The 13416-nt window shown below is 53.0% G+C and carries 10 protein-coding genes; 5 read left to right on the top strand and 5 right to left on the bottom strand.

The features are described 5' to 3' along the window. Positions 1-83 precede the first annotated feature (83 nt). The 3 genes from GX839_00495 to GX839_00505 are packed head-to-tail and all read left to right on the top strand — an operon-like array spanning position 84 to position 2584. The gene (locus GX839_00495; protein NLB03952.1) at positions 84-710 is read left to right on the top strand and encodes an MBL fold metallo-hydrolase; all 627 of its coding nucleotides are present in this window, start codon (positions 84-86) and stop codon (positions 708-710) included. 2 nt (positions 711-712) lie between these two features. Beyond that, positions 713-1945, top strand: a complete 1233-nt coding sequence (locus GX839_00500) for an amidohydrolase family protein (protein ID NLB03953.1) — start codon at positions 713-715, stop codon at positions 1943-1945. Positions 1946-1969: 24 nt separating this feature from the next. Further along, positions 1970-2584, top strand: a complete 615-nt coding sequence (locus GX839_00505) for a hypothetical protein (protein ID NLB03954.1) — start codon at positions 1970-1972, stop codon at positions 2582-2584. Here the strand turns inward: GX839_00505 and GX839_00510 are convergent. Then, on the bottom strand, positions 2574-3485 hold the full coding sequence (locus GX839_00510) for a LysR family transcriptional regulator (GenBank protein ID NLB03955.1): 912 nt from the start codon (positions 3483-3485) through the stop codon (positions 2574-2576). The two genes, GX839_00505 and GX839_00510, sit on opposite strands and share 11 nt — an antisense overlap. Positions 3486-3629: 144 nt before the next feature. Here GX839_00510 and GX839_00515 point away from each other — a divergent pair, with 144 nt between their 5' ends. Beyond that, positions 3630-4895 carry a cation:proton antiporter gene (locus GX839_00515; GenBank protein ID NLB03956.1) on the top strand — a complete coding sequence of 422 codons (1266 nt, stop codon included), beginning with the start codon at positions 3630-3632 and terminating at the stop codon, positions 4893-4895. Here the strand turns inward: GX839_00515 and GX839_00520 are convergent. Next, positions 4892-5443, bottom strand: coding sequence for a permease (locus GX839_00520; GenBank protein NLB03957.1), 552 nt, complete (start codon positions 5441-5443; stop codon positions 4892-4894). The two genes, GX839_00515 and GX839_00520, sit on opposite strands and share 4 nt — an antisense overlap. After that, the gene (locus tag GX839_00525) at positions 5440-5922 is read right to left on the bottom strand and encodes a permease (protein ID NLB03958.1); all 483 of its coding nucleotides are present in this window, start codon (positions 5920-5922) and stop codon (positions 5440-5442) included. Before GX839_00525 ends, GX839_00520 begins: the two co-directional genes overlap by 4 nt. Positions 5923-6093: 171 nt before the next feature. On the opposite strand from GX839_00525, the gene GX839_00530 reads away from it, so the two are divergent. Further along, positions 6094-6894: a CAP domain-containing protein gene (locus GX839_00530; protein ID NLB03959.1), complete on the top strand. Its 801-nt coding sequence runs from the start codon at positions 6094-6096 to the stop codon at positions 6892-6894. Positions 6895-6897: 3 nt separating this feature from the next. Here the strand turns inward: GX839_00530 and srtB are convergent, their stop codons facing one another. After that, the gene (srtB, locus tag GX839_00535; GenBank protein ID NLB03960.1) at positions 6898-7692 is read right to left on the bottom strand and encodes a class B sortase; all 795 of its coding nucleotides are present in this window, start codon (positions 7690-7692) and stop codon (positions 6898-6900) included. A 79-nt stretch (positions 7693-7771) separates the two neighbouring features. Beyond that, entirely contained in the window at positions 7772-12790 is a 5019-nt protein-coding gene (locus GX839_00540) for a hypothetical protein (protein ID NLB03961.1), read from the bottom strand. Positions 12791-13416: the final 626 nt, after the last annotated feature.

Genomic DNA, 13416 nt, shown 5'->3' on the forward strand with positions numbered 1-13416 from the left:
CTTTGATGTTGGCGCCTGCCGCGGGTATACTGGTGAAGCAACGATGTGCCGAGGCCTTCCGCCTTTTTTGAAAGGAGAACCCCATGTCTGACAAAGTCGAAATCACCTGGCGCGGCCATTCATGTTTTGAGATCCGTCTGAATCAGGAGACAGTCGTTATTGATCCATTTCTTGAAGTGCCGGGTTATGGCCTTCTGGATCTTCAAGCCGATCTGGTTCTGGTTTCCCATGAGCACGATGACCACAATGCCCGGCAGCGTGTCCGGCTGACAGGCCGTGAGCCGGTCGCCGGAGTCGAGGTGATCGAAAGCTTTCACGATTCCCGGGGCGGCCGGCTCCGCGGTCCCAACAAAATCCATATTGTGACCATGGCCGGCCGCCGCATCGCCCACCTGGGCGACCTGGGTCATGATTTGAATCAGAGCCAGCTTGGCCGGCTGTCAAAGCTGGATGTAATCATGATCCCTGTCGGCGGCCACTACACCATTGACGCCGATCAGGCAGCCGCTCTCGTCAAAGCAGTTGAGCCTGTCATCACGGTGCCCATGCATTACCGGGAAGGCAAAGCCGGCTGGGACGTGACCTCCGGCGTTCAACCCTTCCTGGATCATTTCGATCAGGTCACCTTCCTTGACCAGTCCTCTTTTTTCATTGATGAGGTGGAGGGCGGCGTGCTGGTCTTGAAAAACCCGATTGTCAAAGGGAGCTGATCATGTCACTGTTGCTGAAAAACTGCAGGCTGAGACAGCGCGATGGTCTATGGGACGTCCATTGCCAGGGCAGGAGCATCCACGTAATCGGCCGGAATTTGGACCTGCCGGCTGAAAGAATTTTGGATCTGGAATCCAGACTGCTGGTTCCCGCTTTTATCGACCCTCATATCCATCTGGACAAAGTCAACATCCTGGACAGTGTCCGCAAGAATGTCAGCGGCACTCTGACCGAGGCCATTGAAATCATCTGGAACCGCAAGAAGCAGTACACTGATGAAGACGTCAGCGAGCGGGCAGGCGCTGTCCTGGACAAGGCCCTGATGAACGGAACCCTGGCCATGCGGACCCATATTGACGTTGACACCGTGGGGGGGCTGAAACCCCTGTCCGGTGTCCTCGCTCTCCGTGAGAAATACAAAGACCGGATGACCCTTCAGCTGGTTGCCTTCCCCCAGGAGGGTATCCTGAAGGATCCCGGCTGCGACAAACTGATGGATCAGGCCATGCGGATGGGTTGTGACCTGGTCGGTGGCATGCCGGCCAATGAGAAGACGCCCGGTGACAGCCTGGCTCATGTCAAGTTCTGCTTTGACCTGGCGGAAAAGTACAATGCTGACATCGATATGCATGTCGATGAAACGGACGATCCTTTTTTCCGGACGCTGGAGATGGTGGCCGACGAGACTCTAAGCAGGGGCTGGCAGGGCCGGGTCACCGCCGGCCACACCTGTGCCCTGGCAGCATATGACGATCATTACGCCGCCTACGTCATCGAAAAAGTGGCCCGGGCCGGCCTCCACATGATCACCAACCCGGCGACCAACCTCATGCTGCAGGGCAGGCTGGACAAGCAGCCCATCCGCCGGGGCATCACCCGGGTCAAAGAACTTTTGGAGGCCGGCGTCAATGTCAGTTTCGGACAGGACTGCGTCAACGACACCTTCTATCCCCTGGGTTCGGCTGACATGCTTCAGGTGGCCAACATCACGGTCCACGCGGCACAAATGAGCCTGCCTTCCGAACTCGAAAAAGTATTCGACATGATCACAGGGGATGCGGCCAGGATTCTGAATATTGAAGGCTACGGGATCGAGGAGGGTTGTGACGCCAACCTGGTCGTCATCGACGCCACAAACATCCGTGAAGCCATGGCGCTATGCCCCAACCGGCCCTACGTGATCCGGGAAGGCAGGATCCTTGTCGTCAATGAACGAAAGACAAGCTACCTTTAGCGGACAAGGCGGGAGGATTGCGCCATGAAGGATCCGGGAGACGAGGGCCAATCAGAAAAAAGGGTACCAGGGACCTGCAGCTGGTCCATCCGTGTCCCCATCTTCAAAAATGCTCTTCTATTGAGGCAGCTGGGGCTGGCGATCGGGATCCCCTTCGGCATCATCATCCTGATTTTGCTGCTGGTTTCGCCCGGGGCACCCTATCTTTATTACGCTCTGGGCTTGATCGGGCTTCTCTTGCTGCTGACCGGCCTGGTCATTCTGATTGTCTTTCGAGGAACCTACGACGTCGATTACAAACTGGGCGACAGAGAGGTCACCAGCCGGATTCAGGAGAACCAGGCCGCAAAATACCGAAGGATCAACCGGGCTGCGATCCTGCTGGGCCTGTTCGCGCGCAATTATTCGGCGGCAGGCGCGGGCGTGCTGGCCCAGGGCCGCCAGGGACAGGTCCTGGCCTGGAAGCGTGTCCGCAAAGTGACATATAGGCCAAAGAGGAGGACGATCATTTTAAAGTCGGTTCCCGGTGATTCCATTGTCCTTTTCTGCACACCGGAAAACTATGCCTGCGTTGAGGCCTATGTCAGCTTAAAATCCAAGGCACCGGCAACCGGTCCTCAAAATTCCCTCAGGGGATGATCCGGTTTCTTCTGTTGGCAATTTTTCCGTAAAGGGAGGTCAATTCCTGGAGGACAAAAGGATGCCAGAAATCCTTTTGGTAGACGATCTTGGTCTCCCGGATCATGCGCATATTCTCGATGGGAAGAATGGTCATCTTTCCCTTGCTCACTTCGTCCGCGCAGGTACTTTTCGGAAGGATTGAAATGCCCAGGTTCTTGCGGATCAGATCCTTGATGGTGGCGATGTTGTCAACTTCCAAAATGACGTTGAATTCCTGGATGGAACGGTTGATTGATTCAAGGCTGGCGATGAAGAGATTGACGGTCGCCGATTCAGAAAGACGCAGGATCATCCGCTCAGGGATCAGATCCTCCAGTGTCACCATGGAATTTTTGGCCAGGGGGTGTTCATTGGACATGGCGCAGACCAGGTAATCGGTGTCAAGGAGGATGAAACCGAATTCAGGGATGCTGGCTGCCCCCTCCACGATGGCCAAATCCAGATCGTAATTATCCAGCCTCTCATAAAGATTTTTTATTGAATCAGTCAGTATTGTGATGACAATGCCGGGATTCCTGTTGCCGTATTCAGCCAGCACCTCGGCCACAATGTTGCTCTCCGCCGTATGGGTGATGCCGATCCGAAGACGTGTCAGCGACTTATCCTGGTCGGACAGGGTGGTTTTCAGCCGGTCATAAAGGGAGTTGAGCCGGCGTGCGAAGCGGACGACCGTTTCTCCCGCATCTGTGAGCCGGATCGCGCCTTTTCCCCGATGAAAGAGCGTAAAACCCAATTCCTTTTCAAGCTGACTGATGTGCTGGCTTACCGCAGGTTGCGTAAGATTCAGGATTTCAGCGGCCTTGGTGAAGCTCATCATTTCAACGACGGCCAGCAAGGAAGCCACTTTTCGATCGATCATCCTTTTGCTCCTTTCATAAGGAAAAATAATCCAAAATGATCAAATGATTATTTTACATTTTTGTTTTATCACTTTATCATGCCTTTACCACACGCTCAAGCCGATTGGCGCGGCTGGATCACAGGATAGAGAGGAGGATGGATCATGCTGGACTGGCTTTACAATCAAAATGGCGGTTCGACGGGAGTGGCAGGCGTTCTCATTTCGCTGTCACTCATGCTGATACTGGGCTTCTTGATGACACGCCTGACCAAACTGCTCCGGCTTCCCAACGTAACCGCTTATATCGTGACAGGTATCCTGATGGGTCCTTACGTTTTGGATGTGATTCCCGCCCCCTTCATTCACGGTACCGAATTTTTGACCGATGTCGCCCTGTCTTTTATTGCCTTCAGCGTAGGCGAGCATTTCGAATTCTCAAAACTGAGGAAGCAGGGCGGCAAATCCGCCGTGATTACCTTGTTTGAGGCGCTGACAGCCTCGTTCTTTGTTTTCATTCTGACCCACCTGGTGCTTAAGCTGGATTTTGTTTTTTCCATCGTACTGGCGGCACTGGCCTCGGCGACGGCGCCCGCTTCCACCATGATGACCATTCGCCAGACAGAGGCGAAAGGCGATTATGTGGATACCCTTCTGCAAGTGGTTGCCATGGATGATGTGGCGGGTCTGGTCGCCTACAGCATCGCCATCGCGGCGGCCTCCTCTGCACTGACGGAGGCCTCGGGCGGCGGCACTTTTCAGGTAGTCATCCTCCCCTTTCTGATCAACCTCCTCCTGATCATTCTGGGGGCGGGCTTTGCCTGGCTTCTCAAGCTGATGACACCAACCAGGCGGACGGCCGACAACCGCCTGATCATCGCCGTTGCCATCCTGCTTCTTTTCTCGGGGGTCAGTGCCATTTTTGATGTCTCGCCGCTTCTGGGCTGCATGACCATGGGCATGGTTTTCGCCAACATTGAGGGACACGAGAAACTCTTCAAACAACTCAACTATTTCAATCCGCCCATCCTGCTGCTCTTTTTCGTGCGCTCGGGCCTGACCTTTGATCTGAGCGCCCTGGTCTCAACGAAAGCGGTGGGGTCGACGTCGCTCGCTGTTGTCGGTGTCCTTTACTTCTTTGTCCGTCTGATCGGCAAATATGTGGGAGCCTTCCTTGGCAGCGCGGTGACAGGGAAACCGAAAGAGGTGAGGAATTACCTGGGCCTTGCGCTCGCTCCGCAAGCCGGCGTGGCCATCGGCCTGGCGGCTCTTTGCGCCCGCCAACTGGGTCCGGAGGTCGGGGGCACGCTTCAGACCATCATTCTGGCATCCAGTGTGCTCTATGAGCTGATCGGCCCCGCCAGCGCGAAACTGGGTCTTTATCTTTCCAATTCCTATCTCACCGGGCCGGAAGAACTGCCGGGGTCTTAATCCGGCAGGCCGTCCGCTCCATTGCTGTCACCGTTTTCCGGCAGGGGATGATTCCGGATGACCAGGGAGGTGATTGAGGAGAAGATAAGGATGGCGAGTACGGTAAGAAGCCAGCGCAGCCCCATGAATTTAAAGCCCAGATATTTGGCTTCATTCAAAAGCATGGGCAGCTTGATGACAGCCCATGAACTCAAAATAATGACGATGTTGCGGATGGACGCTCCCTTTTTGTGAAGCATGACGCAGAGAGGAAAAGCGGCATAAATCGGACCGGCCGATAGGCTGCCAATCAGAAATGAGAGCAGGATGCCCCTGACACCGGCATCTTTTCCCAAAAACTGCAAAATCCTGTCTTTGGGGATCCACAGATCGAGCAGGGCGGTCAGGACAAAAACAGCCGGCATGACCAGGACCATTTCCCTGATGTAATAGGTGCTGTTTCGGACCGATTCATTCACCAGGTCCCGGCGGACAAAAAACAGGACTGCGTAGGCGAGAAGAACCAGGAGCAGGAAAAGATTCTTTCGGATCAGATCACGGGTCCTCACATCAACACTCCCATCACAAGTGCGATCAGAATGGCGAACAAAAAGCTCAGGGCATTTCTAGCCGCAGTAAACCGGGCCCCGAAGGCTCTTTTTTCAAGCGGGAGTGTCACAACACCAACCATGGTCAGGGTCGTCAGGAAGGCGACGGCCGGAACTGCACTGACCCCGGCGTCCACCAGGGTTCCCGTGATGGGAAAAGCAATGAAGGCAGGAACCAGCGTAACCGTCCCGAGTAATGCGGCACCGATGGTGGCCAGCCAGACCGATTGCCTGCTGACAAAGTCTGCAATGGCCTGGGGAGGAAGAAGAGTCAGGATGAGGCCAATGGCCAGGACAATCGAGAGAATGCTGGAGATCATCCCCATTCCCATCTTGAGTGCCATACCCAAGGCTTTTTTGGTTTTCTTCCAGTCTTTTGCCGCGGAAAAGACCAGGAAGGCCAGGGTTCCGGCCCAAAGGACAAGTGTTAAGACTTCGATGGATTCTCACCTCCGGCAAGCATTGTGACGCAACACGAAGCCTATTCTACCATCATTCCTTCAGGAAATTGGCACTCGTCCAACTCGATCTGTAATCCAAATGACTTTTGGAGGAACACTTTTCTTCTTCCAGTTCCCGCCTATGTGCGATAAGGTTTTAAATAGACCCATATGAAGAAAATTGCAACAGTCCTTATTCTATTATTTTCTTTCATTTCCGCCATGACGGGGTGCCGTGATGCCCGAAGTGTTTTGCCGGCTGCGCCTGCCGCCGGGCAGTCCCTGACGACATCCCGGACGACCCAGGATACCGGTGACGCCATCGTCTGCTGTGATGGTAACGATGCAGTTCTTGAGGGGACTTGCCCGCATACGCTCCCTGCGAGTTCCGAGCCATGCCCGACAAGCGGTACACGAGTGACAGAATCTTTGACTGTCCGGACACGCAGTCAGCAGTCAGCTAAAAAAACTGAACCTGCCACGACTGCGGCAGCCACGAGCAAAGCGGCTGCCACCCCGACAAGCCGGCAAACGACAAAGCAAACGACGACTGCGGTGAGCCGGGAAACAAGCCAGGAATCAGCTGGTTTCTTCAACGAAAGTTACGAGCAAGCAGTTGTGACTCTGCTAAATGAGGAACGTGCCCGGGCAGGGTTGGCTCCGCTCACCCTGGACAGCTCCCTGCGGAGTTCAGCCAGAGTGAGGGCCAAGGAGCTTAGTTGCGCGTGGGGGCACACCCGGCCCAGCGGGGAAAACTTCTTCACTGCCATCAAAATCAGTTACTGCAAGGCCGCGGAGAATATCGCCGCCGGGCAATCGACACCGGAAAGAGTCGTCAAATGCTGGATGGACTCACCGGGCCACCGGTCGAACATTCTGAACCCTGATTTTAAATTGATCGGTGTGGGCTGTTACTACGATTATTCCTGTCAGTTCAAGACCTACTGGAGCCAGCTCTTGGTTGTCCCCTGACTATCAACTGATCTTTTCCAATTTACCAAAAAGAATGTAGCGCGCGTTCTGGAAGCTGTAGGTACAGGTGACCAGGGCCAGAACCCGGTCAGAGGGGCCCGGTTCCACGGGGCTCACAAAATCTGACTGTTTCCTTAAAGTCTGGACGTAATCCAGGAAATCCGCCTCATCGTCAAAGTGGAAACGCAGGATATCCGAGCTGCCTGAAACAGTAATCCCGGCAATGATCTCGACCGAGTAAGTTTCCCCGGGAAGATAAAGAGTCATGACGGGGTGTTGATCGTAATATTCCTGGTCAACGTACCGGGCGATGGAAGTCAGCATGGACTTGTCCCTCATGTTGTGCCCGTAAATGACCGATACAGGATCCTGGAAGAGCTTATTGCGGTGGTCCAGGAAGAGGGTACCCAGCTTGTTTCTTTCACCCGTAAAGAGGTGGCCGAGATAATGTGAATTGTCCTGTCCCTGGACGACCGGGTAATCAATGAGGGTGTTCTCCGCCTGGAGCCAGGCTACAGTATCACCATTGACGGACAAGAGGGACTCAAAGTCAATTTCCGACACGAAGGGCGTATCCTCCCGGCTATCAGGTTGGGGAAGGACTGGTTGCCCAAAGTGCCGCGCCAGATCCCGGACGGACTGGTAGGCCGTGTTGCCCTCCTTATACTCACGCGTCTGCTGAACTATGAAATAGCCCGATATCATGGCAGCCAGCAGGCAACAGACCATGAGCAGGCAGATGATGGCGTGTGTCCTCGCAGTTCCTCTTCCATATGGCCGGTTTTTCTTTGCTTTCATCGCAGCCCCTCTTGTTCCGATGAAAAGGCCGGTCCGCAACAGTGCGGACCGGCCTCCTGTCACGTTAAACTATTTTAGCTTAGCGCGTGCTTCTTTTGCGGCGCAGGTAACTGTCCGCACTCTTCAGGGCGATTAAGAGGACAAGCGATGTCACAAAGACGGCCAGCCAGGTGTAACTGATGTCATCACCCGTCTTGGGGATATCTTTTTCCGTTTCATCACCTTCCAAAGCGCTGTTATTGGTGTTGGTGAACTGGGCCGTCTTCTCAAAATCATCCACCTTGAAGGTTCCGGTATCACCGACGGCGGTTGTGATGTAATCATCCTCGTCCGCCTCAAGTTCGACGACTTTATAAGTCGAACCGATCGGCAGGCCCTTGATTACGACGCTCTCTCCGTCCGCCAGCTTGACAGTGCCGCCGCTTGCGATCTCACCGTCACCGACACCCGTGCCTTTGTAAGCAAACCTGCCTTTGACCTCCTTGCCTTCGGCGTCGGTCAAAGTCACCTCGAAGGTGAACTTGCGTGTCTTGTCGCCTGAGATGCCATTGACAATCTTCCTGATGGTCAGCTCGCCCAGGTTCCTGGTATTTACGAAGCGGGCATATTGACGGAAATCTTCCAGGGTAAACCCGCCGGTCTCACCCACACTTCCAGTGATGTAGCCATCCTGATCCGCATCGTCCTCAATCACCTCATAGGTTGAGTCGAGAGGCAATCCCTTGATTACAATCCACTGACCATGGGCAAGCTCAACTTTGCCACCGCTGGAGATGGTTCCGTCGGGTACGCCGCCAAAACCCACATAGGCATAGACTGCGCCATTGTCTCCATTATTTCCGAAAGGCCTGAAGATGGATGTGATCGTGATCTCAGGCTCAACAAGCAAATTGACAGTGAAAGTGAATTTGGCGCCCGGATCCCCGGCATTGCCCTCCACTGTCTTGGCGATGCTGAGTTCGCCCAGCGTTTTTGAGTTGGTGAAGACAACGGTCTGGGGTCCTTCAATTTGGATCACACCTTCTTCACGTTCAGCGGTAGTGATGTAACCGTCTTCATCGGCCTCATCTTCTTCCACCTCATACCAGGTGCCTTCGGGGACACCCTTGATGGTAATGGACTGGCCGTGGGCAAGTTGAATTTCATCACCGCTGGTGATGGTTCCGTCGGGAACGCCGTTTCCAACATAATCATAGGTATTCTCGTCTTCAACTCCGTTCCAGTAGAACCGCACTGTGAAGGTAAAGGCCCTGTCCTTTTCACCGGCGTTGCCCGTGACCAGCTTCAAGAGGTTGAGGCTGCCGTCATTTCGCGTATTGGTGAAGACCGCCTCGCTGGTTTTTTCATTGTCAATGGTTCCGCTTTCTCCTTCAGGGGCCGTAACGTAACCGTTGAGGTTGGCCTCCAGCTCGGTAACCCAATAGTCCGTGCCTTCAGGCAGGCCGATGACCGTGATGCTTTGGCCGTGTTTCAGTTGAACCTGACCGCCGCTTGCAATGGTGCCGTCCGGCACACCGGAGCCGATGTAATAGAAGGATCCGGCAAGAGTCTGCCCTTGAGCGTCTTTAAATGTCAATTCAAAGGTGAAGAGCTCGTTCGGATCGCCAATGGTTCCCGCTACTTTCTTTTCTACGGAGAGTTTTCCGATCCTTTCATCTTCCAGGTAGTTTTTGACGATAAACGGCGAATTCGCATTGAAAGGGCCGGTCTGTCCGTTGATGGTGACGGAGAAGGTCGGAGCGGGCCCAACAACGACCTGGTAGTCAAGGGTATTTTCTTTGTAACCCGCCGGCTGTCCCGTTTCCCGCAGAATATAGGTTCCGGCCGGCAGACCCAAAAACCTCACCATGCCGTCCGGGCCAGTTGTTCTGACAGCGCGGACCGTCGTTGCCAGACCTTCAGAGCCGGTGTTGAACAGGGTAAATACAGCGCCCGGCAGATTCGTCTTGCCATCGCTTCCGGTCTTTCGGATCATGATGAAGCCAGCCAGATCCATGATGGCCCAACCTGAGCTATCGTCTACCCGGACACCACTCTCATCTTCCACTCCGTCAACCAGCCCCTCAAGCAGCTGAACCTTGTTTGTCAGGTATCCCAAAACACCCGTAATGTCAGTACGGTAAGTCACTCGATAAGATTTTTCCGGGTCCGGGAAATAAATCGTAAGCTCCCTGTCATCAGGGGAGTAATGGACCAAATCCCCTTCCACCAGGTCTTGCCCCCAAAGGGTTGAATTGGCCACGACCTCATAAGTGCCGGACCCGTCCTCCTTAAGCTGGAGTTCGGAAATCGTGATATTGGGTTCTGCTTCCGTACCCCAGTCGATCTGTCCCGAAGAATCGGTTCGAAGGTCGAGGCCTTCGGGCAGGGTGTCCAGGAAGCCAATGCCGAATTCAAGCCCAAGCGGAGTGTAATCAACAGTCCAAATCGCCACGCCGCCAGGCTTGGAAGGCATCTTCACTGTTTTTTTCAGAATCGATCCGTCGATATCGAATTGCTGTTTTTCATCGAAGCCCTTGAAGGACTGGTTTTCGGTGAAGATGCGGGCCGTATTGGTCTCGGTAATTGTAGTATTCTGGCCGAGAAGCTCTTCAAGCTTACCCTCACTTGGTGCAGCCTTGACCAAAATCACGTAAGGTTTTTGAAGGCCCCCAAACTGAAAGGTCGCGGTTTCCTGAGCCTCGTCAGTATTCACATCCACGTCAACCGAATGAGTGTAAGTTATGCCACCGGGTATCGAGGTCGGCGAAAGCGGAGTACCCGTTGCCGTAAGGTAACTGGTGCCGGGGTTTGCCTCGTAGATCAGGAAGTGGGAGCCATCACTAAAGGGAACGAAGACCCAGCCAATCGGCAACTTGTCCGCAACAGTCACCGCCCCGAATCCGTTTTGAAGCACTAAATCCGGATCGGTGAAATCAATACCCGCCCCATTAATATTCAGCCGGAAAATAATCTCCTTATGGCCGTAATGGAAGGCAGCTCCAGCTGACGTGGTCCGGTTGTTTGGATTGATGCTGGCAATTTCGTCATGATCGTTTCCGACTTCTTCGCGCTTCAGCATGTCTTTATCGAGGATTCGAATATTAAACCTGGTCGTCGCACTTGCGGAGGAAGCTTGGTTCTTGCCCTTATACAGCGACACCCAATTCTTCGCCTCTGTTTTCGTGAGGTCGTTCCCCCAGAGCTTTTCCGGGTCGACAATCTTGGTCTTGAAAGAGAAATTATTCGCCTCATTGTAACGCAGTTCGGTCACCTTGATCAGGGTCCCAATGTGGGTAGCATCGTCATCACCGTCATACAGATAATACAGATCAAAAGTGTCGATATTCAGATGTGAGTCTTGGGCCAGCAAACCTTCGAATTTTTGGCCATCATTTCGAGGGATCCCGCCTGAGCCAATACCAGACACTGTGAAGTCAGCAGGCCAAGCGGTAATCGGGTCACCATTTTCATCTGTCGCGTCAAAAATCTGCTGAGCAGTCGTCGAACTGTCATGAATGATCAAATCATAAACCGTCAGGTCATCAGCATACTCTTGCCCCCCCTGTCCCTTTAGGTTAACGCTGATCTCCCAGGGGATGGCATCGTAGGGCGGATAAGTTGATCCTCCACCTCGTTTCTTGGTAATTACGTTATAGCCAACACCAACTTCCGCATCCGGTGAGGATGAACCAGTACCCTGACCCCCTTTTCCCTTCCAGGTGACCGTGGCCGTATTGGTGTAGGTTTTTTCGACCAGGGAGATATCACCTTTGTCTGGCGCGGGTACCTTGACCACAATGGTCAAGCGACCCCTGCCATTGAAATCGCCGATTTCGTAAATATTGTCAGTTGGCGCTCCAGTCCATTGGTGTTGAGGCGCTGTCGAAGCAACCCAACTGCCTACCGGGGGGTCATCTGAGCTCAGGGTCCAAATCTCCCAGCTGATGGATTCAATCTCCAAATCAGAATCGATCGCATCTTTTATTTCCAATTCATAAAGGGTAAGGCCCTTGCTGTCTACCTCAACATACCAGGTGATCCGGCGGCTGCCATTCAAATAGATCTCTTCATCTTCATCGTCGTATTCACCCGACACCCATCCTTCTTTCGAAATTTCCGGCGGGTCGATGGTGACCGTGTCATCATCCTGGATCGGATCCTTATCACCCTCACTCAGTTGTCCGGTATTTTTGATATCGCCGCCATTGACCAGGACGCCAGACGGCAAGTCCGTCTCGAAGGTGATGGTCAGTGGAGATTCGAACCCTGCAGGTATTTCATAGACCAAAACCTGCTTACCGTTTTCCGATGTCAGGACATCACCGTCATCTACGCTCACTTCTGTAGAGCCGCTGTGCTTAACACTGAAGGAGCCTGATTTGAATGCTCCAACCCCATCCAGCTCATCCCGAAAGGTGAAGCCGGCAAGGCTTTGGTGTTGGGGGGGCCTCGCGTCGTCCATCCGGGTAATGGTGATTTCCCAGATAATGCCGGAGCCCTCCTCATTTAACTGCCCTTCTTTTGAAATGGTTTCAGTAATGGTATCGCCAGGGAGGATAAATATTACTTCTTTGTCGAGATACCACTCATCGCTATCCTCGTCAGCATCTTCCCAACCGTCTTCATTGAAGGTCAAAGTGGCGTTAAAACCAGCAAACACGTTTCTGTAAACAACATCGTCGATCTCGAACACTTCGGGACTTTCGTCAAACACGATTTCCGCAATCGCACGGCCTTGTGTGTCATTTTTCAGCGTCACATGTCCGATCACCTTGCCGTTATTTGCTGTCAGTTCAAGTGTAGTTTCATCTGAAAAACTGAAATACTGACTCAGATGTAAAGTCACCGTATCATTGAAATTGAAGTAGTCGTCAACCTCGTCACCCTCAACGGGCACTTTGAATCCGACCTTGATCGACAGATCTTCCGTATAATCGATTGGTTCTCCTGCCGTCCAGCCTTCAATCTCGATCGTAACGGGTTCGAGCCAAGAAGGATCGGGCTCGGCTGCATAGGCAATCTTTGCCGCAAATACCGGCATGACCGCAAGCAACAAGGCCAGCATCAGGCTGACAAGCCCAGCCAGACGATTCATCTTTTTGAAATTAATGTTCATTCTTCCACCTCCAGGCGACAGTCGTATAAAAGAAAAAAGGCAAGATTTTTCAACGCTATAAATCTACCAGCAGGCGCTGAACAATTACTGAACAAATCGGGAGAACCGTAACAAAAGCAATGAACCGGCAGCGAAAAATGACCAAGATCCCGCTTCAAGCGGGAAAGAAGCCAGGAACAAAAAAAGAGCTGTCCACTGAAAGAAACAGCTCTGGCGGAGAAGGAGGGATTTCTTCATGATTTTTCGGGCCAGTCCGGATGATTCATATGGGATTCATGCTTGGTTACATGGGCAAACTTTCTGGCTCTTGCCCTTTCAGTGAAGCTTGAGTTCGATGATAAGCTGAGCTGGAAGGCCTATCCTGGCCATGTCTCAGCGTGTCAATATGCGAAGTTGCATAAGGAACTTCAATGCGACCGATTCGGTTAAATATGATCAAGACAAGTAGGTGTTGCACCCGGTCCGAGTTACAATAAACATAGGCGTCGGAACTTATGGTGTGTGAATGTCAAGTTAAGAATGTCCAGAATTGATGAAATAAGAATGTACAGTTTTGGAGTAAGGGGAAGGTTCACCCCCTAGGGGGTGAAAAATTTTCGGGTTTTTCCTCGTCCGTTTGGGTTCGC

The sequence above is a fragment of the Fastidiosipila sp. genome, assembly GCA_012511175.1.
In the GTDB taxonomy this organism is placed as follows: domain Bacteria; phylum Bacillota; class Clostridia; order Saccharofermentanales; family DTU023; genus UBA4923.